19 protein-coding genes and 2 riboswitches are annotated in these 23,872 nt (G+C 71.7%); of the genes, 9 read left to right on the top strand and 10 right to left on the bottom strand.

Annotated elements, in window-relative coordinates; genetic code table 11:
- Positions 1-84 precede the first annotated feature (84 nt).
- Positions 85-1,731 (bottom strand): peptide ABC transporter substrate-binding protein, encoded by a 1,647-nt coding sequence (locus BJP60_RS05395; RefSeq protein WP_203138071.1) that lies wholly within the window; start codon positions 1,729-1,731, stop codon positions 85-87.
- 190 nt (positions 1,732-1,921) lie between these two features.
- Between BJP60_RS05395 and BJP60_RS05390 the strand changes: the two genes are divergently transcribed.
- Complete coding sequence (locus BJP60_RS05390; RefSeq protein WP_203138070.1) at positions 1,922-2,731, top strand: CPBP family intramembrane glutamic endopeptidase; 810 nt, start codon at positions 1,922-1,924, stop codon at positions 2,729-2,731.
- A gap of 15 nt (positions 2,732-2,746) precedes the next feature.
- Here the strand turns inward: BJP60_RS05390 and BJP60_RS05385 are convergent, their stop codons facing one another.
- The 6 genes from BJP60_RS05385 to BJP60_RS05360 all read right to left on the bottom strand — a co-directional run bounded on the left by BJP60_RS05385 (position 2,747) and on the right by BJP60_RS05360 (position 10,853).
- Positions 2,747-3,331, bottom strand: coding sequence for a GNAT family N-acetyltransferase (locus BJP60_RS05385; protein ID WP_203138069.1), 585 nt, complete (start codon positions 3,329-3,331; stop codon positions 2,747-2,749).
- 288 nt (positions 3,332-3,619) lie between these two features.
- Positions 3,620-6,490, bottom strand: a complete 2,871-nt coding sequence (gene gcvP / locus BJP60_RS05380) for an aminomethyl-transferring glycine dehydrogenase (protein ID WP_203138068.1) — start codon at positions 6,488-6,490, stop codon at positions 3,620-3,622.
- Positions 6,487-6,867, bottom strand: a complete 381-nt coding sequence (gene gcvH / locus BJP60_RS05375; RefSeq protein WP_203138067.1) for a glycine cleavage system protein GcvH — start codon at positions 6,865-6,867, stop codon at positions 6,487-6,489. The genes gcvP and gcvH overlap by 4 nt, the downstream gene beginning before the upstream one ends.
- Entirely contained in the window at positions 6,864-7,982 is a 1,119-nt protein-coding gene (gene gcvT / locus BJP60_RS05370; protein WP_203138066.1) for a glycine cleavage system aminomethyltransferase GcvT, read from the bottom strand. The genes gcvH and gcvT overlap by 4 nt, the downstream gene beginning before the upstream one ends.
- 39 nt (positions 7,983-8,021) lie before the next feature.
- A riboswitch (glycine riboswitch) is annotated at positions 8,022-8,122 on the bottom strand.
- A riboswitch (glycine riboswitch) is annotated at positions 8,123-8,238 on the bottom strand.
- A gap of 121 nt (positions 8,239-8,359) precedes the next feature.
- The gene (locus tag BJP60_RS05365) at positions 8,360-8,815 is read right to left on the bottom strand and encodes a MarR family winged helix-turn-helix transcriptional regulator (protein ID WP_203138064.1); all 456 of its coding nucleotides are present in this window, start codon (positions 8,813-8,815) and stop codon (positions 8,360-8,362) included.
- A 28-nt stretch (positions 8,816-8,843) separates the two neighbouring features.
- A complete protein-coding gene (locus BJP60_RS05360; protein ID WP_203138062.1) occupies positions 8,844-10,853 on the bottom strand; it encodes an MFS transporter in 2,010 nt (669 codons plus the stop codon).
- Positions 10,854-11,010: 157 nt separating this feature from the next.
- Between BJP60_RS05360 and BJP60_RS05355 the strand changes: the two genes are divergently transcribed.
- The 6 genes from BJP60_RS05355 to BJP60_RS05330 all read left to right on the top strand — a co-directional run bounded on the left by BJP60_RS05355 (position 11,011) and on the right by BJP60_RS05330 (position 17,654).
- Positions 11,011-11,643 carry an NUDIX hydrolase gene (locus tag BJP60_RS05355; protein WP_238439631.1) on the top strand — a complete coding sequence of 211 codons (633 nt, stop codon included), beginning with the start codon at positions 11,011-11,013 and terminating at the stop codon, positions 11,641-11,643.
- A gap of 137 nt (positions 11,644-11,780) precedes the next feature.
- Positions 11,781-13,115 carry a quinolinate synthase NadA gene (gene nadA / locus BJP60_RS05350; RefSeq protein WP_203138060.1) on the top strand — a complete coding sequence of 445 codons (1,335 nt, stop codon included), beginning with the start codon at positions 11,781-11,783 and terminating at the stop codon, positions 13,113-13,115.
- Between the two features lies 1 nt (position 13,116).
- Positions 13,117-14,622 (top strand): L-aspartate oxidase, encoded by a 1,506-nt coding sequence (gene nadB / locus BJP60_RS05345; RefSeq protein WP_203138058.1) that lies wholly within the window; start codon positions 13,117-13,119, stop codon positions 14,620-14,622.
- A complete protein-coding gene (gene nadC / locus BJP60_RS05340; protein ID WP_203138057.1) occupies positions 14,616-15,470 on the top strand; it encodes a carboxylating nicotinate-nucleotide diphosphorylase in 855 nt (284 codons plus the stop codon). The genes nadB and nadC overlap by 7 nt, the downstream gene beginning before the upstream one ends.
- A 19-nt stretch (positions 15,471-15,489) precedes the next feature.
- Positions 15,490-16,617, top strand: a complete 1,128-nt coding sequence (locus tag BJP60_RS05335) for a cysteine desulfurase family protein (protein WP_203138989.1) — start codon at positions 15,490-15,492, stop codon at positions 16,615-16,617.
- Positions 16,618-16,673: 56 nt separating this feature from the next.
- Positions 16,674-17,654: a glycosyltransferase family 2 protein gene (locus BJP60_RS05330; protein WP_203138056.1), complete on the top strand. Its 981-nt coding sequence runs from the start codon at positions 16,674-16,676 to the stop codon at positions 17,652-17,654.
- Here BJP60_RS05330 and BJP60_RS05325 read toward each other — a convergent pair.
- Positions 17,607-18,512 (bottom strand): hypothetical protein, encoded by a 906-nt coding sequence (locus BJP60_RS05325; RefSeq protein ID WP_203138055.1) that lies wholly within the window; start codon positions 18,510-18,512, stop codon positions 17,607-17,609. The genes BJP60_RS05330 and BJP60_RS05325 overlap by 48 nt on opposite strands.
- 178 nt (positions 18,513-18,690) lie before the next feature.
- Positions 18,691-20,697 carry an ABC transporter ATP-binding protein gene (locus BJP60_RS05320; RefSeq protein ID WP_203138987.1) on the bottom strand — a complete coding sequence of 669 codons (2,007 nt, stop codon included), beginning with the start codon at positions 20,695-20,697 and terminating at the stop codon, positions 18,691-18,693.
- A gap of 296 nt (positions 20,698-20,993) precedes the next feature.
- Here BJP60_RS05320 and BJP60_RS05315 point away from each other — a divergent pair, with 296 nt between their 5' ends.
- Complete coding sequence (locus BJP60_RS05315; RefSeq protein WP_203138053.1) at positions 20,994-22,508, top strand: DHA2 family efflux MFS transporter permease subunit; 1,515 nt, start codon at positions 20,994-20,996, stop codon at positions 22,506-22,508.
- Between the two features lie 100 nt (positions 22,509-22,608).
- The gene (locus tag BJP60_RS05310) at positions 22,609-23,574 is read left to right on the top strand and encodes a bile acid:sodium symporter family protein (RefSeq protein ID WP_203138051.1); all 966 of its coding nucleotides are present in this window, start codon (positions 22,609-22,611) and stop codon (positions 23,572-23,574) included.
- Between the two features lie 7 nt (positions 23,575-23,581).
- On the opposite strand, the gene BJP60_RS05305 is transcribed toward BJP60_RS05310, so the two are convergent.
- Positions 23,582-23,737 (bottom strand): hypothetical protein, encoded by a 156-nt coding sequence (locus BJP60_RS05305; RefSeq protein ID WP_203138049.1) that lies wholly within the window; start codon positions 23,735-23,737, stop codon positions 23,582-23,584.
- Between the last annotated feature and the right edge of the window lie 135 nt (positions 23,738-23,872).

The raw sequence follows: 23,872 nt of genomic DNA, 5'->3' as shown, positions 1-23,872 counted from the left end.
GTGAAGCGAAAGCGCGTGATGCACCGCGGGGCGGTGACGCGAACGCCACCGCCCCGCGGCTGGGAGACATGCTCCCCGGGTGTCTTACTCCGCCTTGGTGATCTGGTGGAACAGCGGCACCGAGTTCCAGCCGAACTCGACGTTCTCCACGCCCTCGGCCCAGCCGCCCGTGACGTTCTGGTACCACAGCGGGATCGAGGGCAGGTCGGTGAAGAGCACCGTCTGCGCCTCCTGGAACTTGGCGTTGGCGTCCTCGGGGTTCGTCGCGCTGATGCCCTCGGCGATCAGCGAGTCGAACTCCTCGCTCGAGTACTTGCCGTCGTTCGAGCCGGCACCGGTCGCGTAGAGCGGGCCGAGGAAGTTGTACAGACCCGGGTAGTCGGCCTGCCAACCGGCGCGGAACGCACCGACCTGCTCGTTGTCACGCGCGTCGAGGTACGTGGCGAAGTCCGGGAACGGCTCGCCCACCGCGTCGATGCCCAGCGTGTTCGAGATCGAGTTGGCGACCGCGTCGACCCAGGTCTGGTGAGCGCCGTCCGCGTTGTAGGCGATGGTGAACTCGCCCTCGTACGGGTTGATGGCGTCGGCCTCGGCCCACAGCTCCTTGGCGAGCTCGGGGTCGTAGTCGAGGACCTCGTTGCCGGGGACCGAGTCGCTCCAGCCGTCGATGACCGGCGAGGTGTAGTCGGTCGCCGGCGTGCGCGTGCCCTTGAACACGACGTCCGTGATCTCCTCGCGGTTGATCGAGTGCGAGATCGCGGCGCGGCGGAGGCGCCCCTCCTCGTCGGTCGCGAAGCCGGGCAGCCACTCGGGGATCGTCACCGACTGGAAGACCGCGGCCGGCTGGTTGACGAAGCGGTCGCCCAGGTCGGACTCGTACGTCTCCAGGTTGGCGTCCGGGATGGCGTCGATCACGTCGACGTTGCCCGAGAGCAGGTCGGCGTAGGCCGCTTCCTGCGTCGCGTAGAAGACGATGTCCAGGCCGCCGTTGACGGCCTTGCGGGGGCCGTCGTAGTCGGGGTTGACCGTGAGGTCGATCCGCACGTCGTGCTGCCAGGCGCCCTCGCCGTCGAGCATGTACGGGCCGTTGCCGATCGGGCTCTCGCCGAACGCCTCCATGTCCTCGAACGCGACGTCCGGGAGCGGGTAGAAGGCCGAGTAGCCGAGGCGCTGCGCGAAGTCGGAGGCCGGCTTGTTCAGCGTGATCGTGAAGGTGTAGTCGTCGACCTGCTTGAGGCCGGTGAGGTCACCCTCGGCACCGTACACGTCGCCCTCGGCGACGAAGCCCTCGATGTCCTCGAAGAAGTAGCCCGCGTTGTGCGCGCTCTCCGCCTGAGCGGCGTAGTTCCACGCCTTGATGAAGTTGTCGGCCGTGACCTCTTCGCCGTCCGAGAACGTGAGGCCTTCCTTGATCTTCACCGTGAGCTGGGTCGGCGAGTCGGTGGTGATGTTCTCGGCGACGTCGTTGACGACCGAGCCGTCGGCCTCGTACGAGATCAGGCCGGCGAAGATCGAGTCGAGGATCTTGCCGCCGCCGACCTCGTTGGTCATGGCGGGCAGCAGCGGGTTCTGGGGCTCGTTGCCGTTGGTGGTGATGACGGCCGTCGACGAGCCCTCGGCGGGGCTCTCGCTGCCGCCGGTCTCGCCGCCGCCGCTCGCGCAGCCGGCGAGCACGATGCTGCTCGCGCCGAGCAGCGTGATGCCCGCCAGGGCGATCTTGTTGCGCTTCACTGAGGTTCCTCCTGGGGAAGGGTGGGTAGGTGCCCAGGGCCGGGTAGACGCGTGGGCGATAGCGATCACCCTAAGCCGAGCAGCGGACTGACCCAAATGTTGCGCAGAACCGTTACATACCCTTTACAGCGGGCGCACGTGATTGGGCAATCTGACGGGGATCGACGAATTCATGCCCGGATCCGGGCATATGGTCGTGTGGCAGTCTTGCCGGGTGCCCCAGAGCGATCCGTTTCCGAGCCCGGTCGACGCCTCCGCGCGGACGCGCGTGCGCATCGAGATCGTGCTCGTGCTGGCGATCACCGTCGGCCAGTCGGCGCTCTACGCCGTGCTCTCCCTCGTCCGCCGTCTGTTCGAGCCCGTGCCGCTGTCCGAGCAGTCGGCGCAGCTCAACACTCCGCTCGACGCCGCTGTGGTGTGGGACGTCCTGTATCGCGTGCTCGACGTGGCGTTCGACCTCGCCCTGGTGGCGCTCGTGCTGTTCCTGCTGTGGGAGCCGGGCCGCAGCGCGCTGCGGCGCCTGGGCCTGGACTTCTCGCGCTTCGGCGGCGACGCCGGCCGCGGGATCGCCCTGGTCGCGGCCATCGGGATCCCGGGCCTCGCGCTCTACGCGGCCGGGCGCGCGATCGGCGTGACGGTCGAGGTCGAGGCCTCCCCCGGCGCGCTCGACCTGTGGACCGTGCCGCTGCTCGTGCTGTCGGCCCTGCGCGCGGGACTCGTCGAGGAGGTCATCGTGCTCGGCTACCTCGGCGACCGGCTCTCACGCCTCGGGTGGGGACCGTGGCGGATCATCGTGAGCGCCGCCATCCTGCGCGGCGCCTATCACGCGTATCAGGGCTGGGGCGCGATCGTCGGCAACATCGCCATGGGTCTGGTGTTCGGATGGTGCTACCGGCGCTGGGGCCGGCTCATGCCGTTCGTCGTCGCGCACACCGTGATCGACGTCATCGCGTTCGTCGGCTACCCGCTCGCGGCGACCCTTCTGCCCGATCTGTTCTGACCCGGCTGCCGGTGCTCAGCGCGCCGCGATCCGGTGCGCGAGGCCCGCGCGCACCGCGGCCCACTCGGTGCTCAGGATCGAGAACACCACGGTGTCGCGCGCAATGCCGTCCGGCATGATCGTGTGGCTGCGCAGCACACCGTCCTGCTTGGCCCCGAGGCGCTCGATCGCCGCGCGCGACTGGTGATTGTGCCAGTGCGTGCGCAGCTCGACGGCGATGCAGCCGAGCACGTCGAATGCGCGCTCGAGCAGCAGCAGCTTGGCGGCCGGATTGATGCCGGCGCCCTGCGCGACGCGGCCGAGCCAGGTGGAGCCGACCTCGAGGCGGCGATTGGCCTCGTCGAGGTTGAGGTAGGTCGTCATGCCGACGGCGCGGTCCGTGCGCGCGTCGACGACCGCCCACGGCGCGAGCGCACCCGCGGCCTGCCGCGCGAGACGGCGGTCGATCTCGTCGCCCATCTGCTCGGGCGACGGGATGCGCGTGTACCAGGTGCGCCACAGATCGCCCACGGCCTCGGCGAGGTCGTCGCGATGGTCGTGCGACAGCGGCTCCAGCCGCACGACGTCGTTCTCGAGGACGGGTGTCTCAGCGAAGCTCACGGGCCAAACCTACCGGCGGTCGCGGCGGTGGCCGCAGGGCGTCCGACAGCACGGACACGGCGACACCCTGTTCGTTGAGCGACCGAGCGCCAGCGAGGGAGTCGAAACGGTCGCACGATGCCCCGGCAGAGTCTGGGCCGTTTCGACTCGCTCCGCTCGCTCAACGAACAGGCCAGTCAGCCAGACCCTGTTCGTTCAGCGACCGAGCGCCAGCGAGGGAATCGAAACGGTCGCACGATGCCTCGGCGAGGTCCCGACCGCTTCGACTCGCGTCGCTCGCTCCGCGTCCTAGGCGAACGCCTCGATCGGCGGGCAGGCGCACACGAGGTTGCGGTCGCCGTAGGCCTGGTCGACACGACGCACGGGCGGCCAGTACTTCGCCGCGACGGATCCGGTCGGATACACCGCGAGCTCGCGCGCGTAGGGGTGCGCCCAGTCGGACGCCACCGCCGCGGCCGCGGTGTGCGGTGCGTTCACGAGCGGGTTGTCGTCCGCGGGCCACTCCCCCGCCGCAACGCGCTCGGCCTCGGCGTGGATCGCGATCATGGCGTCGGCGAAGCGGTCGAGCTCGGCGAGGTCCTCCGACTCCGTCGGCTCGACCATGAGAGTGCCCGCGACGGGGAACGACATGGTCGGGGCGTGGAAGCCGTAGTCGATCAGGCGCTTGGCGACGTCGTCGACCGTGATCCCTGTGCGCTCGCGCAGCGGACGCAGATCCAGGATGCACTCGTGCGCGACGAGGCCGTCCTCGCCCGTGTACAGCACCGGGTAGTGGTCCTTGAGCCGTGCGGCGACGTAGTTCGCCGCGAGCACGGCCGCGCTCGTCGCCTCCGTGAGGCCCTCGCGGCCCATCATCCGGATGTAGGCCCACGTGATCGGCAGGATGCCGGCCGAGCCGTACGGCGCGGCGGAGACGGGACCGATGCCGTCCGCGTGCGCGTCGCCCTGCGCGAACGCGTGCGACGGCAGGAAGGGCGCGAGGTGCGCCTTGGCCGCCACGGGTCCCACGCCGGGGCCGCCGCCGCCGTGCGGGATCGCGAACGTCTTGTGCAGATTGAGGTGCGACACGTCGCCGCCCAGGTCGCCGAAGCGGGAGTGGCCGACGAGCGCGTTGAGGTTCGCGCCGTCGATGTACACCTGGCCGCCGGCCTCGTGCACGGCCGCGGTGACGTCGCGCACGTCGTGCTCGTAGACGCCGTGCGTCGACGGGTACGTGATCATGAGCGCCGCGAGCGTGTCGGCGTGCGCCGCGATCTTGGCGCGCAGATCCGCGAGGTCGACATCACCGCCCTCGCCCGTCGCGACCACGACGACCTTCATGCCCGCCAGCACGGCGGAAGCCGCGTTCGTGCCGTGCGCGGACGACGGGATGAGGCACACGTCGCGCTGCACGTCGCCGCGCGAGCGGTGGTAGCCGCGGATCGCGAGCAGGCCCGCGAGCTCGCCCTGCGATCCGGCGTTCGGCTGCAGCGAGACCGCGTCGTAGCCCGTGACGTCGGCAAGCCAGGCCTCGAGCTGCGAGATCAGCTCGAGGTAGCCCGGCACGTCCTCGCGCGGCGCGAACGGGTGGATGCGCCCGAACTCCGGCCACGTGATGGCCGCCATCGCGGTCGCGGCGTTGAGCTTCATGGTGCACGAGCCGAGCGGGATCATGCCCCGGTCGAGCGCGTAGTCCTTGTCGGCGAGCGCCTTGACGTAGCGCATCATCGACGTTTCGCTGTGGTGCGTGTGGAACACGGGGTGCGTGAGGTAAGCGTCCGTGCGACGGAGCGCGGCGGGGATGCTGTCGGGCGCCTGCTTCTCGAAGTGCCCGAAGGACCGCCGCTCCGGGCCGCCGAAGGCCCGCGCGACGCGGTGGAGGTCCGTCATCGTCGTGGCCTCGCCGACCGAGACGCCGACCGTGTCGACGTCGAACCGGTGCAGGAGGACGCCGAGCTCGTGCGCGGTCGCGACGACGTCGTCCGCGCGGCCCGGCACGCGCACGGCGAGCGTGTCGAAGAACGCCTCGTGCAGGATCTCCGCGCCGGTCTCCGCGAGCCAGTCGCGCAGCAGCGTGGTCTTGGCGGCGATGCCGCGCGCGATGTCCCGCAGCCCGGTCGGCCCGTGGTAGACGGCGTACATCGACGCCATGACGGCGAGCAGCACCTGCGCGGTGCAGATGTTCGACGTCGCCTTCTCGCGGCGGATGTGCTGCTCGCGCGTCTGCAGTGCGAGCCGGTACGCGGGCTTCCCCTCCGCGTCGACGGACACGCCCACGAGGCGTCCGGGCAGCTGGCGCTCGAGGCCCGTGCGCACGGCCATGTAGCCCGCGTGCGGGCCGCCGAAGCCGAGCGGCACACCGAAGCGCTGCGTGGACCCGACCACGATGTCCGCGCCGAGCGACCCGGGCGATGCGACGAGCGTCAGCGCCATGAGGTCGGCGGCGACGACCACCTGGCCGCCCGCGACGTGCACGGCGTCGATCACTCCCGAGGGGTCCCAGATCCGCCCCGATGCGCCGGGGTACTGGACCAGGGCCCCGAACAGGCCCTCCGGCAGCTCGGCGCCGCCCGCGAGGTCGAGCTCCACGAGCTCGATGCCCAGTGCCTCGGCGCGCACCGCCAGCACGGCCTTCGTCTGCGGCAGCGCGTCCGCGTCGACGACGAACACGTCGCCGCCGCCGCGCACGGCGCGACGCGCGACCAGCATCCCCTCGACCGCGGCGGTCGCCTCGTCGAGCATCGACGCGTTCGCGACCGGTAGCCCCGTGAGGTCGCCCACCATCGTCTGGAAGTTCAGCAGCGCCTCGAGCCGGCCCTGCGAGATCTCGGGCTGGTACGGCGTGTAAGCCGTGTACCAGGACGGGTTCTCGAGCACGTTCCGCTGGATGACGGACGGGGTCAGGGTGTCGCTGTAGCCGAGGCCGATCATCGGCGTGAGCACGCGGTTCTGCGCGGCGAGCGCGCGCAGCTCGGCGAGCGCCTGGGCCTCCGAGACGCCCCGCTGCGGCAGCCGCCCCTCACCGTGGGGCGATCCGGTGCGGATGACGGGCGGCACCGCGACATCCATGAAGCGCTCGAGCGCGCGGCGGTCGTCCGCCGGGATGCCGACGGCCTCCGCCATCGTCTCGTGGTCGGTCGCGGAGGTGCCGATGTGCCGCGTTGCGTAGTCGAGGCTCACTGCGCGTCGCCGCCCGTCAGCGCGACGTACGCGTCGCGGTCGAGCAGGCCCGAGGGCTCGGACGTCACGCGCACCCGGATGAGCCAGGCCGCGAACGCGTCGGAGTTGACGGTCGCCGGGTCCGCGTCGACGTCGTCGTTGACCTCGACGACCTCGCCGTCGACCGGCGCGTACAGCTCCGAGACGGACTTGGTCGACTCGATCTCGCCGAAGACCTGGCCGGCCGTCACCGTGGTGCCCACGGAGGGAAGGTCGACGTACACGACGTCGCCCAGCTGATCCGCCGCGTAGTCGGTGATGCCGATCGTCGCGACGTCGCCGTCCACGGCGATCCACTCGTGCTCGGCGGTGTAGGAGAGGGCGTTGAGGTCGGTCATGAGTTCCTCCGGTAGAAGGGCAGGTCGGTCACGGACGCCGGGATGCGCGTGCCGCGGATGTCGATGGTCAGGTCGGTTGCGTGCGCGGCGTCGGGATCGACGAACGCCATGGCGATGGGGTGGCCGAGGGTGGGGCTGAGCGCGCCGCTCGTGATCTCGCCCACGAGGTCGTCTCCGCGGTACACGGCGTATCCCGCGCGCCCGGCGCGGCGGCCCTCCGCCGACAGGCCGATCAGCGCGCGTGCCCCCTCGCGCGGCGCGTGCTCGCCGACGAAGCCCGTCTTGCCGGCGGGGATCACGCGGCCGAGGCCCGCCTGCGCGGGGACGATGTCGCGCGAGAGCTCGTGACCGTACAGCGGCATCCCGGCCTCGAGCCGCAGGGTGTCGCGCGCGGCGAGGCCCGCGGGAACGAGGCCGTGCGGCTCGCCCGCCGACAGCAGCGCACGCCAGAGCGCGGCGGCGTGCGCGACAGGGACGAGCAGCTCGAAGCCGTCCTCGCCCGTGTAGCCGGTGCGGGCGATCAGCAGCGGCTCGCCCTCGAAGAACGCGGATCCCCAGGCGTAGTTCCGCAGGTCGACGAGCGCGGGCGAGACGTCCGTCACCACTGAGACCGCGGCGAGGACGCGCTCCGCCGCGGGCCCCTGCAGCGCGATCAGCGCGTAGTCGTCGCTCTGGTCCTCGACCGTCGCGTCGAAGCCCGCGACCCGGTCGGTCAGCGCGCGGGCGACGGTCTCGCGGTTGCCGGCGTTCGCGATCACGAGGAACACCTCGTCCTGCAGGCGGTAGACGATCAGGTCGTCCAGGATGCCGCCGTCCTCCGCGAGGATCATCGTGTACTTGGCGCGGCCGACGGGCACGGCCGAGATGGCACCGGCCAGGGCGCGGTTGAGAAACTCGCCCGCTCCAGGTCCCTCGACGAGGAGCTCGCCCATGTGCGAGATGTCGAACAGGCCCGCCGCCTGGCGCACCGCGTGATGCTCCGCGAGGTCCGACGAGTAGCGCACCGGCATGAGCCAGCCGCCGAAGTCCGTGAACGAGGCGCCGAGGGCCTCGTGCTCGCCGCGCAGCGGCGTCTCGCGCGGGTCCCCGTCGGGAGGGGTGTCGAGGGCGTCCATGAGTTCTCCAGTGCCCCGGATCTCGGATGAGACCGGGAGAACTCCCCCTCTGTCATGGACCTGAGAGTTTCGGCGGCGCCTGCGCGAGCGCGTCGTCTTTCACCGTCGGCGGGAGCATGGGCTCCACTTTCCAGAGTGGCCCGATCCGCACGGTACGTGGACCTGAGAGATTGGCGGGGAGGCTTGCTCCTTCGGTGTCGCGCTCGCGCCGGATCCGCTGGATCCTGACGCCCGGCGACTCTCCCGCGGGGATCATGGGGCCGTATTCGGTTGTGCCGCGCCGAGGGTTGCGCGCGGTGCTCGGGTCAGCATATCGCGCAGCAGCCCGCCGCGCCGGAAGACGGCGCGGCGGGCTGCAGGTCGTGCTGCCGGACGGGTCAGCGCAGCCGGTGCGTCGACTGCGCGAGCCGGTTGAGCAGTCGCGTCAGCTCGGAGATGTCCCGCTCCTCCCAGTCGCCGAACAGCAGGCGGTAGCGCGAGCGGGCGATGCGCTTGATCGCGGCCTCCCGGTCGCGCGCGGCCTCCGTCGGCTCGACGACGAACACGCGCGCATCCGCCTCCGAGCGATGCAGGGTGACGAAGCCGTTCTCCTTCAGGTCGCGCAGGTGACGGGACACGACCGACTTGTCGATCTGCGTCTCGGCGATGATGTCCGACACCGTCAGCGGCTCGCCCTGGGAGCGGGCCGCGTGCAGCACGGTGCGCAGCACCATCCAGGTGCCCGGCCGCATCTCCGGGTCGAACTCGGACGCGACCGAGCTGCGCCACTCCTTGATCAGCGGCCCGAGCGCCGCGAAGGCCGCCTCGAGCTCGTCGATGGACTCTCCCTGCATGTCCCGATTCTCGTGGACCACGGCGCGCTCACTCGCCGTCGCGGCGCCGGCTGCGGCGCGTCGGCTGCTCGCCCGGCAGCGTGATCCGGCCGGTCTCGACGAGCTCGCGGAAGCCCGCGCCACCCCGCTCGGCGGGCTCGAGCGCCGAGAGCTCGGCGCCCAGCTCCTCCTCGATCTGCTGCGCCGCGGTCTTGCGCGACAGGGGCTTGTTCGGCAGGAAGATCGTGCAGATCAGCGTCACGATCGCGAGCGGCACCACGAGAAGGAACAGGTGCGCGATCGAGTCGCCGTATCCGCTCTCCACGACCGTGCGGACGGGCTCGCACAGGGCGGCGATGTCGGGGAGGCTGCCGGACTGCATCTGCTGGAGGCTGTCGGCGCAGTCGGGGTTGTCCGCGAGCAGCTGCGGGACGCCGAGTGTGGGGTCGATCTTCGCCACCAGCTCCTCGAGGCCCGTCTTGATCTTGTCGCCCACCTGCGTGCCCAGGATGGATCCGAGCACCGTCACGCCGACCGTGCCGCCGAGGCTGCGGAAGAACGTGATCGCGCCGCTGCCCGAGCCGAGCATCGTCGGCGGCAGCGAGTTCTGGGTGACGAGCACGAGGTTCTGCATCAGCACGCCCGAGCCCAGGCCCAGCAGGAACATGTAGCCCCACACCGCCCAGATGTTCGTGTCGTAGTGGATGGTGGACATCCCCGCCAGACCGGCGGTCAGGACGACGGCGCCGAGGATGACGAAGATCTTCCACTTGCCCGTGCGGGAGATCGCCTGGCCCACGCCGATCGCGCCGGCCATCGAGCCGATCACCATCGGGATCGTGGCGAGCCCCGCGTCCGTGGGGGTGAAGCCGCGCGCGTACTGCAGGTACTGCGCGAGGAAGACCGAGGTGCCGAACATCGTCACGCCGACCGAGACCGAGGCGACCGACGCGAGGGCGAACGTGCGCTGCGCGAACAGGCGCAGCGGGATGATCGGCTCGGCCACGACGAACTGGGTGACGATGGCGCCGACCGTGAGCAGCGCGCCCACGCCGACCATCGTGAGGCTGGCGGGCGAGTCCCATGCGAAGCCGCCGGCGTCGGGCTTGCCCCCCAGGCTGATCCAGATCAGGATCAGCGAGATCCCGGACACGATGAACGCGGCGCCCACGAGGTCGATCTTGACCGGGCGAGGCTGGCCGGGCGCGGCCGGCTCGGACGCCTTGGCGCGGAACTCGATGACGATCGCCGCGGCAGCGAAGAACACGCCCGCACCGGCGATCAGGAAGCTCAGGGCCGAGTTCCACTCGAAGCCGCCGTCGGCGGGCTTGCCCCCGAAGAGGATCCAGATCAGGAACAGGCCGATGCTGGCCACGACGAAGCCGATGCCGAGGAAGTCGACGCGCACGGGACGCGGGCGTGCGGTGACGTGCAGGGTCGCCTGCATCATGACGAACGCCACGACGGCGATCGGCACACAGACGAAGAAGCACCACTCCCATCCCCACGTGTCGGCGATCACGCCGCCGAGGAGCGGGCCGGCGATCTGGCCGACCGCCATGACAGCGCCCATGATGCCCATGTACTTGCCGCGCTCGCGCGGCGAGATGATGTCGGCGATGACCACCTGACCGAGGGCCATGAGACCGCCGGTGCCGACCGCCTGCACGAAGCGCCAGCCGATGAGCCAGGACGCGCCACCGTCGTGGCTGTCGCCGCCGATGTAGCCCGCGAAGCCCGCGGCGACGGTGGCGAGCGTGAAGATCGCCAGCGCGATCTGCAGCAGCGCCTTGCGATTGAAGATGTCGGACAGCTTGCCCCACACGGGGGTCGTGACCGTCATGGTGAGGAACGCGGCGACGAGCACCCACGTGTACTCCGTGTTGGTGCCGCCGAGGTCGGCCATGATCTGCGGCATGGGCGTGGCGACGACCGTCGACGAGATCAGCACGACGAACATCGCCGCCATCAGGCCGGAGATGGCCTGCAGCACCTGCGCCGGACGCATCGCGGGCGTGGATCTCGTATCGGTGTCTGGGCTCGCAAGATCGGTTGACATGCGTCAACTATGTCACAGATCGTTGACCTGAGTCAAGTTGTTCGGCGCCCGGCCCCGGAAGCGTGCACTGCGCGCTTCCGGCGGCGGCCGCGGGCAGAAGTAGGGTCGAAGGGTGAGCGACACGAGCGAGCGACCCGCGGACGAGATCCGCGTCGCCGTGTCGACCGTGATCTTCTCGCTGCGCCCGGACCCGGAGTCAGACCGGCTGATGCTGCCGCTCGTCCGGCGCACGCGCGAGCCGCACAAGAGCATGTGGGCGCTCCCCGGCGGCTGGCTGGGAGCCGCGGAGGGCCTCGCCGACGCCGCCGCGCGCACGCTCGCCGAGACCACGGCGCTCACGCCCAGCTACCTCGAGCAGCTGTACACGTTCGGCGACGTCGACCGGTCGCCCACGCGCGTGGTGTCCGTCGTGTACTGGGCGCTGCTGCGCTCCGATCTCGTCGACGCGCAACGCGCCGTGGCGGGCGCCCCCGAGAACGTGGAGTGGTTCGACGTCGACGACCTGCCGCCGCTCGCATTCGACCACAACCGCATCGCGGAGTACGCCCTGTGGCGCCTGCGCAACAAGGTCGGATACAGCCGCATCGCGGCGGGCCTCCTCCCCGACCGCTTCACGCTCACCGAGCTGCGCGAGGTGTACGAGTCCGTGCTCGGCCGCCGCCTGGATCCGTCGAACTTCCGTCGCCTGCTGGAGGGCTCGGAGGCGCTGGTGCCGACGGAGTCGTTCCGCACGGGCAAGCACCGCCCCGCGCGCCTGTACCGCTACAACGCCGAGGCCGACGCATCCTGAGCGTCTCGCGGCCCGCGCCGCCGCGCTCCCGCCCACCCCGCGGCGCTCTCTTCCCGTGCCCGTTGCAGTTCTGGTCGAAACGACTTAATCTGATCGCGACAGTAAGTGGCGAAACGACCAGAAGGTGACGGTGCGTCATGCCCGCCTCTCCCGTGCTCCCCCTCCGTCGGCCGCTCGACCCCTCGGTCGACCGTGGCATCCAGGCGATCGCCTCGGGCGTCGGACCCGGTACCGCGTGCACGACCGAGCTCGCCGCCGCGCCCTGGACGTTCGACAGCGCCCCCGGCTACGGCCCCGGCGCGTCGATGGGCGACGTGATCCCGACCGGCTCGCCCGTTCAGGGCGCCCTGCCTGCCGCGTACCGCGACGCGTCCGAGGACGAGCTGCACGACCGCATCCGCGCGGCGAAGGCGGCCCTGGGCGGGCGGGTCGTGGTCCTCGGGCACTTCTACCAGCGCGACGAGGTCGTCCGTCACGCCGACTACGTGGGCGACTCGTTCCAGCTCGCCAAGGCCGCGCAGGCGCATCCGGAGGCCGAGGCGATCGTCTTCTGCGGCGTGCACTTCATGGCCGAGACGGCCGACCTGCTCTCGGGGCCCGATCAGGCGGTCATCCTGCCGAACCTTGCGGCGGGCTGCTCCATGGCGGACATGGCCGACATCGACCAGGTCGAGGAGTGCTGGGAGCAGCTCGAGGAGCTGTACGGGCCACTCGACGAGACGGATGCCGAGGGCCTCGTTCCCGTCGTCCCGGTGACCTACATGAACTCCTCGGCGGCGATCAAGGGCTTCGTCGGGCGGCACGGCGGCATCGTGTGCACGTCGTCGAACGCGCGCACGGTGCTGGAGTGGGCCTTCGCGCGCGGCCGCCGCGTGCTGTTCTTCCCCGACCAGCACCTGGGCCGCAACACGGCCAAGGCCATGGGCGTGCCGCTCGAGGCGATGCCGATGTGGAATCCGCACCGTCCGCTCGGCGGATCGACCGAGCGCGACCTGCATGACGCGCGCGTGATCCTGTGGCACGGGTTCTGCTCGGTGCACCGCCGCTTCACGGTCGACCAGATCGACAAGGCCCGCGCCGATCACCCGGGCGTGCGCGTGATCGTGCACCCCGAGTGCCCCATGCCGGTCGTGGACGCGGCCGACGAAGCCGGCTCCACCGACGTCATCCGGCGCGCGATCGAGGGCGCGACCGAACCCGCGACCTTCGCGATCGGCACGGAGATCAACCTCGTGCAGCGCCTCGCGGCGCAGCACCCGCAGCACACGATCTTCTGCCTCGATCCCGTCGTGTGCCCGTGCTCGACCATGTACCGCATCCATCCCGGCTACCTCGCGTGGACCCTGGAGGAGCTCGCCGCCGGACGCGTCGTGAACCGGATCACCGTGCCCGGCTCGGTCGCGCAGCCCGCGCGCGTCGCGCTGGACCGCATGCTCGCGTGCGTGCCGCAGGCATACGCTCGGGCGGTGTGACGTGACGAGCGCCATCGTCGTCGGCAGCGGCATCGCCGGGCTGACCTTCGCCCTGCACGCCGCCCGTCGCGGCGTGCAGGTCACTCTCGTGACGAAGGGCGGCGCGGATCACGGATCCACCCGGTGCGCGCAGGGCGGGATCGCCGGCGTCCTCTTCCCCGAGGACCGCATCGAGGACCACGTCCGCGACACGCTGACGGCGGGCGCCGGCCTGTGCGACGAAGCGGCGGTGCAGGTGCTCGTCACCGAGGGACCTCAGCGCATCCGCGAGCTCGCCGCGTGGGGCGTCGCGTTCGACCGCGACGCGACCGGCAGGCTGCGGCACGGACTCGAGGCCGCGCACTCGTTTCCGCGCATCCTGCATGCGGGCGGCGACGCGACGGGCCTGGCGATCGAGAGCGCACTGCTGCGCCGGGCGCGCGAAGCGGGCATCCGGATCGTCGAGCACGCGTTCCTCGCCGACCTCGTCGTGCGGGACGGGGCTGTGCGCGGCGTGCGCCTCCTCGTCGAGGGGCGCTCGCGGATGCTGACGGCGCACGCCGTCGTGCTCGCCACCGGTGGCACGGGACAGCTGTACGCCCGGACGACCAACCCGGCCGTGGCGACGGGCGACGGCATCGCGGCCGCGATCCGAGCCGGCGCCGAGGTGCGCGACCTGGAGTTCGTGCAGTTCCATCCGACGGTCCTCGCCGCCGGCACCCCGTTCCTGGTGTCGGAGGCGGTGCGCGGCGAGGGCGCGGTGCTTGTCGACGAGGACGGCCGCCGCTTCGCGTTCGACGCTCATCCGGACGGCGAGCTCGCGCCGCGCGACGTGGTCGCGCGGGCCATCGCGGCGCAGAGCGGACGCGTGCGCCTGGACGCCACCGGGATCCCCGGGCTGAGCGAGCGCTTCCCGTCGATCGACGCCGCTGTCCGCGCGCGCGGGCTGGACTGGACGCGCGAGCCGATCCCGGTCACACCCGCCGCGCACTATCTGATGGGCGGGATCGTGACGGATCTGGACGGTCGCACGGCCCTCGCCGGGCTGTACGCGGTCGGCGAGTGCGCCCGCACGGGCGTGCACGGCGCCAATCGCCTCGCGTCGAACTCGCTGCTGGAGGGCGCGGTGTTCGGCGCCCGCGCGGCAGCTGCGGTCGCCTGGGGACCTCTCGCCCCCGCTGCGTCACCCGTCGCCGCGCGGGCGGAGCGTGTCGAGCCGGCGGGGAGGCACCACGACATGGCGCCGTTCTCGCGCGGCGCCCTCCAGCGCCTGATGTGGGAGCACGCGGGTCTCATCCGCGACGCCGACGGACTGCGGGCGGCAGCACGGACGATCGCCGCATGGCGGGCGACCGCGCCCAATCCGGTAGCCGTCGCCGCGCACGAGGACGTGAACCTGCTCATCGTGGCCGAGGCGGTGGTCGCCGCGGCGCTCGCGCGGAGCGCATCGGTCGGAGCGCACTGGCGCGCGGACGCCGCCCCCGCTCCGGTCGCCCGAGAGCTCACGACGGTGGGAGCCGCATGCTGACCCCGCAGATCATCGACCGCACGGTCGCCGCCGCGCTCGAGGAGGACGCGCCCTGGGGCGACCTGACGAGCACCGCGTTCCTGCCTGCGGAGGCCACCGCGCGCGCGGAGCTCGTGGCGCGTGAGCCCGGGGTGTTCAGCGGCGGCGCGGTGTTCGCGGCCGCGTTCCGGGCGACCGATCCGCACGTCTCCGTCGAGCTGCGTGCCGCCGATGGGGAGGCCTTCTCCCCCGGCGCCGTGCTCGCCGTCGTCGAGGGATCCGCGCGCTCCGTGCTCACGGCCGAACGCGTCGGCCTGAACTTCGCGCAGCGGATGTCGGGCATCGCGACGCTCACCGCCCGCTACGTCGCGGAGGTGGCGGGCACCCGCGCGCGCATCGTCGACACCCGCAAGACGACACCGGGCCTGCGCGCACTCGAGCGTCACGCTGTGCGCTGCGGCGGCGGCTTCAACCACCGGTTCTCCCTGTCCGACGCCGTGATGGCGAAGGACAACCACCTCGCCGTGCTGACCGGCCGCGACGAATTGCGGCTCACGGCGGCGCTGCGCGCGGGGATCGCCAGCCTGCCGCACACGACGCACGTCGAGGTCGAGGTCGACCGGCTCGCGCAGATCGAACCGGTGCTCGCTGCGGGTGCGCACACGGTCATGCTGGACAACTTCTCCCTCGAAGACTTGCGACGCGGCGTGGAGCTGATCGCCGGCCGCGCGATCGTGGAGGCCTCGGGCGGCGTGACGCTCGAGACCGTGCGCGCGATCGCCGAGACGGGCGTCGACGTGATCTCGGTCGGCGCGCTCACGCACTCCGCGCGGGCACTCGACCTCGGCCTCGATATGCGCATCGACTGAGGAGGCGGGCCGGATGAGCATGCTCTACCTCGACAACGCCGCCACGACGCCCGTGCGTCGCGAGGTGCTCGACGCCATGGCGCCGTACCTGACGGGCGAGTTCGGCAACCCCTCCAGTCGCCACACCTTCGGCGAGCGCGCCGCCCGCGCGCTGGAGGACGCGCGCTCGCGCGTGGCCGCCCTGCTCGGGATGCGCCGCGCCGACATCGTGTTCACGTCGGGCGGCACCGAGGCGAACAACCTCGCGCTCAAGGGCATCGCGATCGCGGCGCTGCTCGATCGCGGCGCGCGCCACCTCGTCACGTCCCCGATCGAGCACGAGTCGATCCTGCGCTCGGCCGAGTTCCTCGAGCGCGTGCACGGCTTCGAGATCACGCGTCTGCCCGTGGACGCCGCCGGGATCGTGAACGCCGCGGACGTCGCCTCCGCCGTGCGCGACGACACCGCGCTGGTGTCGATCGCGTACGCGAACAACGAGGTCGGCACGGTGCAGGACATCCCGGCGCTGCGCGCCGCCGCCGGCCGCGTGCCGTTCCACACCGACGCCGTGCAGGCCGCAGGCTGGCTGCCGCTGACCGACCTGGGCGTCGACGCCCTGACGATCGCGGGTCACAAGCTCGGCGCCCCCAAGGGCACGGGCGTGCTCGCGGTGCGGGGACGCGTGCCGATCGAGCCGCTGCTGCACGGCGGCGGGCAGGAGCGCGGCCGCCGCAGCGGCACCGAGTCCGTCGCCGGCGCGGTGGCTCTCGCCACCGCGCTGGAGCTCGCGGAGGCCGAGCGGGCGGCGAACGCCCAGCTCGTCACGGCGCTGCGCGACGAGCTGATCGCGCGCGTGCTCGCGCTCACGCCGTCGGCCCGGCTGACGGGGCATCCGGACCGGCGGCTGCCCGGCACGGCGAGCTTCACGTTCGAGGGCACGAACGGCGAGACGGTGCTGCTCGAGCTCGAGCGCCGGGGCGTCGTGTCGTCGAGCGGATCCGCCTGCGCGGCGGGCAGCTCCGACCCGTCGCACGTGCTGCTGGCGCTCGGCCTCTCCCCAGAGGTCGCCCAGACCGCCGTCCGCATCACGCTCGCGCACGACCACCGCGCGGGGCTCGCGCCGGTGGCGGCGGCGATCGCGGCGTCCGTCGCCGCCGTGCACGCCTGATCCGCTGATCCTCGGTCGCGGGCTCGCGGCATCCGCAGCGGCCATAGGATCGCGAGGTGCCCCTTCCCGAGCCGCTCGTGACCGTGATCGTGCCCGGGTGGAACATCGCCCGCTACGCCGCTGAGGCCCTCGCGTCGCTGCGCGCGCAGACGCTCGCGGCGTGGCGCGCGATCCTCGTCGACGACGGATCCACGGACGGCACGGGCGACGTCTTCGCGGACTTCGCGCGAGAGGATGCGCGGTTCACGCACGTGACGCACCCCGCGCAGCGCGGCCTGGGCGCGGCGCGCAACACGGGGCTCGAGCTGGTCGACACGCGCTACGTCGGCTTCCTCGACGGCGACGACGTCATGCTCCCGCGCGCACTCGAGCTGCTCGTGGGTTCCCTCGAGCGCACCGGAAGCGACATCGCGGTCGGACAGTACACCCGCCTGCGTCCCGTCGCGGGCGGATACGAGCCCTCCCCCGTGCAGCCGTGGGTGCGGGACTCCACGGTCCCGGGCCGCGCGGGCGTGACGCTCGCGGACCATCCGGAGGTCACGTCGAACATCGTCGCGTGGTCGAAGGTGAGCCGCACCGATTTCTGGCGCACCCACCACCTGCGCTTCCCGCAGGGCCTGTACGAGGACCAGGCCGTCGCCCAGACGATGTACGCCCGCGCCCGCGCGATCGACACGATCGCCGAGCCGGTCGTGCACTGGCGCGTGCGCGCGGAGGGCACCTCGATCACGCAGCACGAGGCCGATCCCGCCGTCCTCGCCGCCGTGCTCGACGCGCTGCGCGAGGGTCTCGACATCCTGCGCCGGGAGGGTCCGGATGTCGCGGTGCGCGCCCGGATCGGCCAGATCCTGCGCATGGACGTCCCGCGCCTGCAGGCACTCGACCTCGACGCGCACTCCCGCGCGGCGGTCGACGACTTCGCCGCCGAGCTGGACGAGATCCTCGTGGCCGACTTGCCCCCACGTGACGGCTTCTCGACCGGATCGGCGTCAGATTCGGGCAAGTCGGGCGCGCTGGCTCAGGATCGCGGCGCGTAGATCCGCGAGCAGCGCTGCCGGATCGTCCAGGTCGGCCTGGGTGACGCTGAGGTACACCCAGCCGAGGGCCTCGAGTCGGCGGCGGCGCTGCAGATCCCTCCGCCACTGCGCAGGACTGCGATGGTGGTCGCCCTCGTACTCGACGTCGATCCGCAGAGCCCTCAGCACGAGGTCGCCGCGCGCCACGAACCCGCCGTCGTCGTCGCGGATCACCCCGTTCACCTCGAATCCCTCGAAGCCGTGGTCCTGCAGGAGCACGCGCAGCTCCGACTCCTTGGGCGACTCGGCCCGATGGTCGAGGCGAGCGAGCACGGCGCGCAGCATCGGACGGCGCTGGCGCCGGGGATACCGCTCGATGGCCGCGGCGATCTCCCGCCGCATCCGGCCCGCACCCCAGCGGCGCAGCAGGTGATCTCCCACCGCGACGAGCTCCGCGGTGCTCAGCAGATCCGCCAGGTCGCAGAACATCCGCCCGCGCGACGTGCAGCGCACATCCGACCACGTCATCCTGTCCTCCGGCGCCAGCTGCCGCTGGTGCCCCACGACGCCCCGTCCGCGGCGAGCGCGCGTCCCGAACGGGGTGGTGACGTGGATCGCCGGCGCTTCCGCGAGCCGGAGCGGGAGCGGGACCTTGGTCAGCAGCGCGACTGTGACGTGGCTGTACACGGCGCCCTCCGGCAGCATGAGCGCCCGGGCGCGGAGGTCCGACGCGAGGTCGGTCACCTCCGCGGGAAGCCGCGTGCCGTAGGCGGGGCGGCGCAGATCAGTGCCGCGTCGCCGGCGGGCGGACAGCCCGCAGTCCGCCACGCGGAAGGCCTGCCCGCGGAGGTGGTCGGGAAGCGGTGCGTGCGGGGTCATGGCCCCGAGCATCCCTGCCCCGCCATCTCGGCCCTCGGCTCTCCCCCGATCGGAAGAACATCCACGGCACTTCGACGCCTGTGGACGAACTCCCCGCGGATGGACTTGCCTCCAAGTGACGCCGAATCCGCCCCTCAGCCGTCAGTTCGGGGCAAACGGCCCCGCGCCCCGTTGCGCCTCAGGCCTCGGCAACGCCTGGCGCCGGCGGCCCCACCACGACGGGCGTGGACGGCAGCGGGCGGTCGTCGGCGGGCGGCCTGTCGGCGCGGCGCTCCGGATGATCCGCCGCTTCGTTCACGACCTCCGACTCGAGCACGCGGCTCGCGGCGAGCTGCTCCTCCGCGAGCTCGGCGTACAGCCCGCCGAGCGCGATGAGCTCGGCATGCGTGCCCGACTCGACGATCCGGCCCGCCTCCACCACGTGGATCACGTCGGCGTCGATCACGGTCGACAGGCGGTGCGCGATCGAGAGCGTGGTGCGGCCCGCGGCGGCGGTCTCGAGCGCCTCCTGCACGATCCGCTCCGACACCGTGTCGAGCGCGCTGGTGGCCTCGTCCAGCAGCAGGACGGGCGGATCCTTCAGCAGCACGCGCGCGATCGCGATCCGCTGCTTCTCGCCGCCCGACAGCCGGTAGCCGCGCTCGCCCACGACCGTGTCGTAGCCGTCCTCGAACCCCGCGATGATGTGGTGGATGTTCGCCTTGCGGCACGCCTGCTCGATCTCGGCGTCGGTCGCATCCGGCTTCGCGTAGCGGAGGTTCTCGCGGATCGTCGCGTGGAACAGGTACGTCTCCTGCGACACGATGCCGACGTGGTCGATGATCGACTCGTGCGTGAGGCGACGCACGTCCTCGCCCGCGAACAGCACGGCGCCCTCCGACGCCTCGTACATCCGCGGGGTCAGGTACAGCACGGTGGTCTTGCCGGCACCCGACGGGCCCACGAACGCCACCTGCTGCCCGGGCTCGACGGTGAAGGACACCCGCTGCAGGGTCGGCCGGGTGTCCGCCGCCGCGTCGGGGTACCGGAACGACACGTCGCGGAACTCGATGCGGCCGATCGGCCCGGGCGCGGCGGTCACCGAGACGGCGTCGGGCGCATCCTGGATCGCGGGCTTCAGGTCGAGGTACTCGAAGATGCGGGCGAACAGCGCCGCGGAGGTCTGCACGTCGAGCGCCACGCGCATCAGGCCGATGAGCGGCTGCAGCAGCCGCGCCTGCACGGTCGTGAACGCCACGACGGTTCCCGCCGTGATGATGCCGGGGTCGCCGACCAGCAGGAAGCCCGCCACGAGATAGATCACGGCGGGCACGCTCGCCATCAGCACGTGCACGACCGCGAAGAACCCCTGGCCGCTCATCGCCTGACGCACCTGCAGTCGGATCTGGTTGGCGTTCTCGTCGGCGTACCGCGCCGACTCGGTGCGCTGCCGGTTGAACGACTTCGACAGCAGGATGCCCGAGACGCTCAGCGTCTCCTGCGTGATGGCGGTCAGCTCCGACAGCGACTGCTGCGTCTGCGCCGCGATCTTCGCCCGGATCTGCCCGACCCGCCGCTGCACGAGCACCAGGATCGGCATCAGCACGACCGCGATCAGAGTGAGTCGCCAGTCGATCAGGATCATCGCGACGAGCGACGCGATGACCGTCACGGTGTTGCCCAGGATGCTCGCGACGGTGTTGGTGAGGACGCCGGAGACGCCGCCCACGTCGTTCTGCAGCCGCGACTGGATCACGCCCGTCTTCGTGCGCGTGAAGAACGCGAGCTCCATCGCCTGCAGGTGCTCGAACATCCGCACCCGCAGGTCCCCCGTGACGCGGTTGCCGACGTTCGACGTGAACCACGTCTGCGCGACGCCCACGAGCGCGCTCACGATGTAGAGCCCCACGATGAGCAGCACGAGGCGCACGAGGAGATCCAGCTGCACGGATCCCATCACTCCCGCCGCTTCGTCCACCGGGAAGAGGGCATCGTCGAAGATGCGCTGGATCACGAGCGGCGGGATGGCGCCGAGCGCCGCCCCGAGCACGACGAGCAGTCCCGTGACGGCGATGCGCGCGCGGTAGGGACGGAACAGCGCCATCACCCGCCGGCCGAGGTTCGGGATGCGCGGGGCCTCGGCGTTCTGGCGCCGCAGCGCGTCCTCGTCGATGGGACGCCCGCCACCGCCACGGACGCCGCCCATGCCCCGCCCCATGCTCACTTCGGCTGTCTCCGTCCGCTCGGTGCACCGCTTGCCGCAAGCCTAGTTTCCGGGCGAGGTGTGCCGGCGCGGGCGAGCGCGCGGCCCTCGAGCCGCCGGAGGAGACCGCCGGATGACCTCGAGATGAAATCCCGCGGATCGGGAATACGACGTCGGAAGCCCCCGTTAGGCTGAACCGTCGGCGCATGCTCATGCCCTCTTGCCGGCCCGCCCGCCTTCTGCCGCATCACCGCCCGATGCGCACCGGGTGCTTCGCCCTTCCCGCCTCGAGGAGAACGATGACCGCCACCGACACCACCCCCGGAACCGGATCGATTCCCGCCGTCTCCGCGCCCTCGCGCGCGCCCGAGATCGACCCGCGCGGCATGCGCGTCGTCTGGCTGCTGCTGATCGCCGCGTTCGTCGCGATCCTCAACGAGACGACGATGAGCATCGCGATCCCGCACCTGAACACCGACCTCGGCGTGCCGCCCGAGCTCGGCCAGTGGCTCACGAGCGCCTTCATGCTCACGATGGCCGTGGTCATCCCGACGACGGGCTTCCTGCTGCAGCGCTTCACCACGCGCCAGGCGTTCGTGCTGGCGATGACGCTGTTCACGGCGGGCACCCTGCTGTGCCTGGTCGCGCCCGGCTTCGTCGCGCTGCTGATCGGCCGCGTCGTCCAGGCGGCGGGCACCGCGATCACCATGCCGCTGCTCATGACGACCGTCATGACCGTCGTCCCCGCTCAGTCGCGCGGCCGCATCATGGGCCGCGTCGGCATCGTGATCTCGCTCGCCCCGGCCATCGGCCCCACGCTGGCGGGCGTGCTGCTCGACATCGCGAACTGGCGCTGGATCTTCGGCGTCGTCCTGCCGATCGCGATCGTCGCGCTGATCATCGGCGTGAAGTGGATGACGAACCTCGGCGACACGTCGCGCGCTCCGCTCGATGTGCTGTCGGTCGTCCTCTCGGCGCTCGCGTTCGGTGGCCTCGTGTTCGGCCTCAGTCAGGCCGGCGGATCGCACGGTGGCGAGTCGACCGCGGCGATGCCGACCGGCGTCGCGATCGGCATCATCGTCGGATCTGTCGTGGTGCTCGGCCTGTTCGTGTGGCGTCAGCTCTCGCTGCAGAAGGCCGACGACGCGCTGCTCGACCTGCGCGTGTTCTCGTCGCGCAACTTCACGTTCGCGATCGTCGTGCTCGCGATCCTGTCGCTGGCGATGTTCGGCACCTTCACGGCGCTGCCGCTCTACATGCAGGACGTCATGCAGCTCTCGGCGACCGAGTCGGGCCTCGTCGTGCTCCCGGGCGCGATCATGATGGGTCTCCTCGGCCCGATCATCGGCCGGATCTACGACGCCCGCGGCGCGCGCGTCCTGCTGATCCCCGGCACGGCTCTCGTGGCCGCCGTGATGATCTTCTACGCGACCCTGACCGAGTCGACGCCCGTCGCGGCGCTCGTCGGTGCGCAGGTGGCGATGTCGATCGGCATGGCCATGTCGTTCACGCCGCTGTTCTCGGCGTCGCTCGGCTCGCTGCAGCCCCGCCTGTACTCGCACGGCTCGGCCGTGCTGAACACCCTGCAGCAGGTGGCGGGTGCGGCCGGCGTCGCCGTGCTGATCACGACCATGGCCTCCGTGTCCGCCTCGCGCGAGGCGGCCGGCGTCGCGGAGCTCGCGGCCGGTGCGGCGGGCGCCCGCGCGGCGTTCCTGTTCTCCGCGATCGTCGCGGTGATCGCGGTCGCAGCGGCGTTCTTCGTGCGCAAGCCCGAGGAGCAGCCGGGCGGCGGCGGCTTCCACGGCGGTCACTGACCCGGAGAGGGAGTGAGCGATCCGCTCACTCCCTCTGCACGGTGACCTCGACGGCTGCGCAGATTGCGCGCTTGGGCTGCACTCGTGATAGCTAAGAGGGATGAGCACCACGCATCGTCCCGAGGTCGGCGCCGCTTCGGCCGACCGAGCCGCACGGCTCGCCGTCACCGTCTTCCCGATCCTCGTCATCGTCGCGGGAATCCTCGGGTTCCTGCTCCCGGACGCGATCGCGCCGCTCGGGCAGGCGGTGCCGTGGCTGCTCGGCGTCGTGATGTTCGGGATGGGCCTGACGCTGACGCTGCCCGACTTCTCGCGCATCCTGAAGCGGCCGTGGATGGTGCTGATCGGCGTTGTGCTGCAGTACCTGATCATGCCGCTCACGGCGTGGGTCATCGTGCTCGTGCTGCAGCTTCCCGCCGAGCTCGCGGCGGGCGTCATCCTCGTCGGGTGCGCGCCGGGCGGCACCGCATCGAACGTCGTCACCTACCTCTCGCGTGGCGACACCGCCCTGTCGGTGACGATCACGACCTGCTCGACCCTGCTCGCGCCGATCCTGACGCCGCTGCTGACGCTGTGGCTCGCGGGCCAGTTCCTCGAGGTGCCGTTCGCGTCGATGATGATCTCGATCCTGCAGACGGTGCTGCTGCCCGTCGTGGCGGGACTCGTCGTGCGCCTGCTGCTGCGCCGCTGGGTCGAACGAGCGCAGCCCGCGCTGCCCTGGATCTCGACCATCGCGATCGCGCTCATCGTCGCCGCGGTCGTCGCGGGCAGCGCCGACCGGATCGTGGAGGCGGGCCTGCTCGTGTTCCTCGCCGTGTTCCTGCACAACGGGTTCGGGCTGCTGCTGGGCTACCTCGCCGCCATGGCGCTGCGGATGAGCCAGCGCGAGCGCCGGGCGATCGCCGTCGAGGTCGGCATGCAGAATTCGGGCCTCGCGGCATCCCTGGCCGCCGCGCACTTCTCGCCGCTCGCGGCGCTGCCCGCCGCGGTGTTCTCGGTCTGGCACAACCTGTCGGGCGCGATCTTCGCGATGATCATGGGCCGCCGACCGGTCACCGACGACTGACGCGGGGTCAGGCCTCCGGGAGGCGGCAGACCCCGTCGACGCACACCGCGGCATCCGCATCGCCCAGCGCGATCAGCGGGAGCGGGGCGAGGCCGGGGGCGGCCTGATCGGCCTGCGCGGCGTCGTCCGTGTGCGCCTTCTGCGGTGTGGTGTCGGAAGTCACGCGGGCAATCGTACGCCCGCGGCCACGGACCGAGGGCCGCGCGCGAGCCGGACCACCGCGGCCCGGCGCCGTAGGTCCGGTCGGTCGTGGTGTCAAGGGATGTCCTCCGCCGCCACAGCGCTCGTAGCCTCGCGG

Source organism: Microbacterium sp. JZ31 (genome assembly GCF_016805985.1).
Lineage (GTDB): Bacteria > Actinomycetota > Actinomycetes > Actinomycetales > Microbacteriaceae > Microbacterium.
Note: the sequence above shows the minus strand (reverse complement) of the source record. Positions and strands in the feature narration are given on the sequence as shown.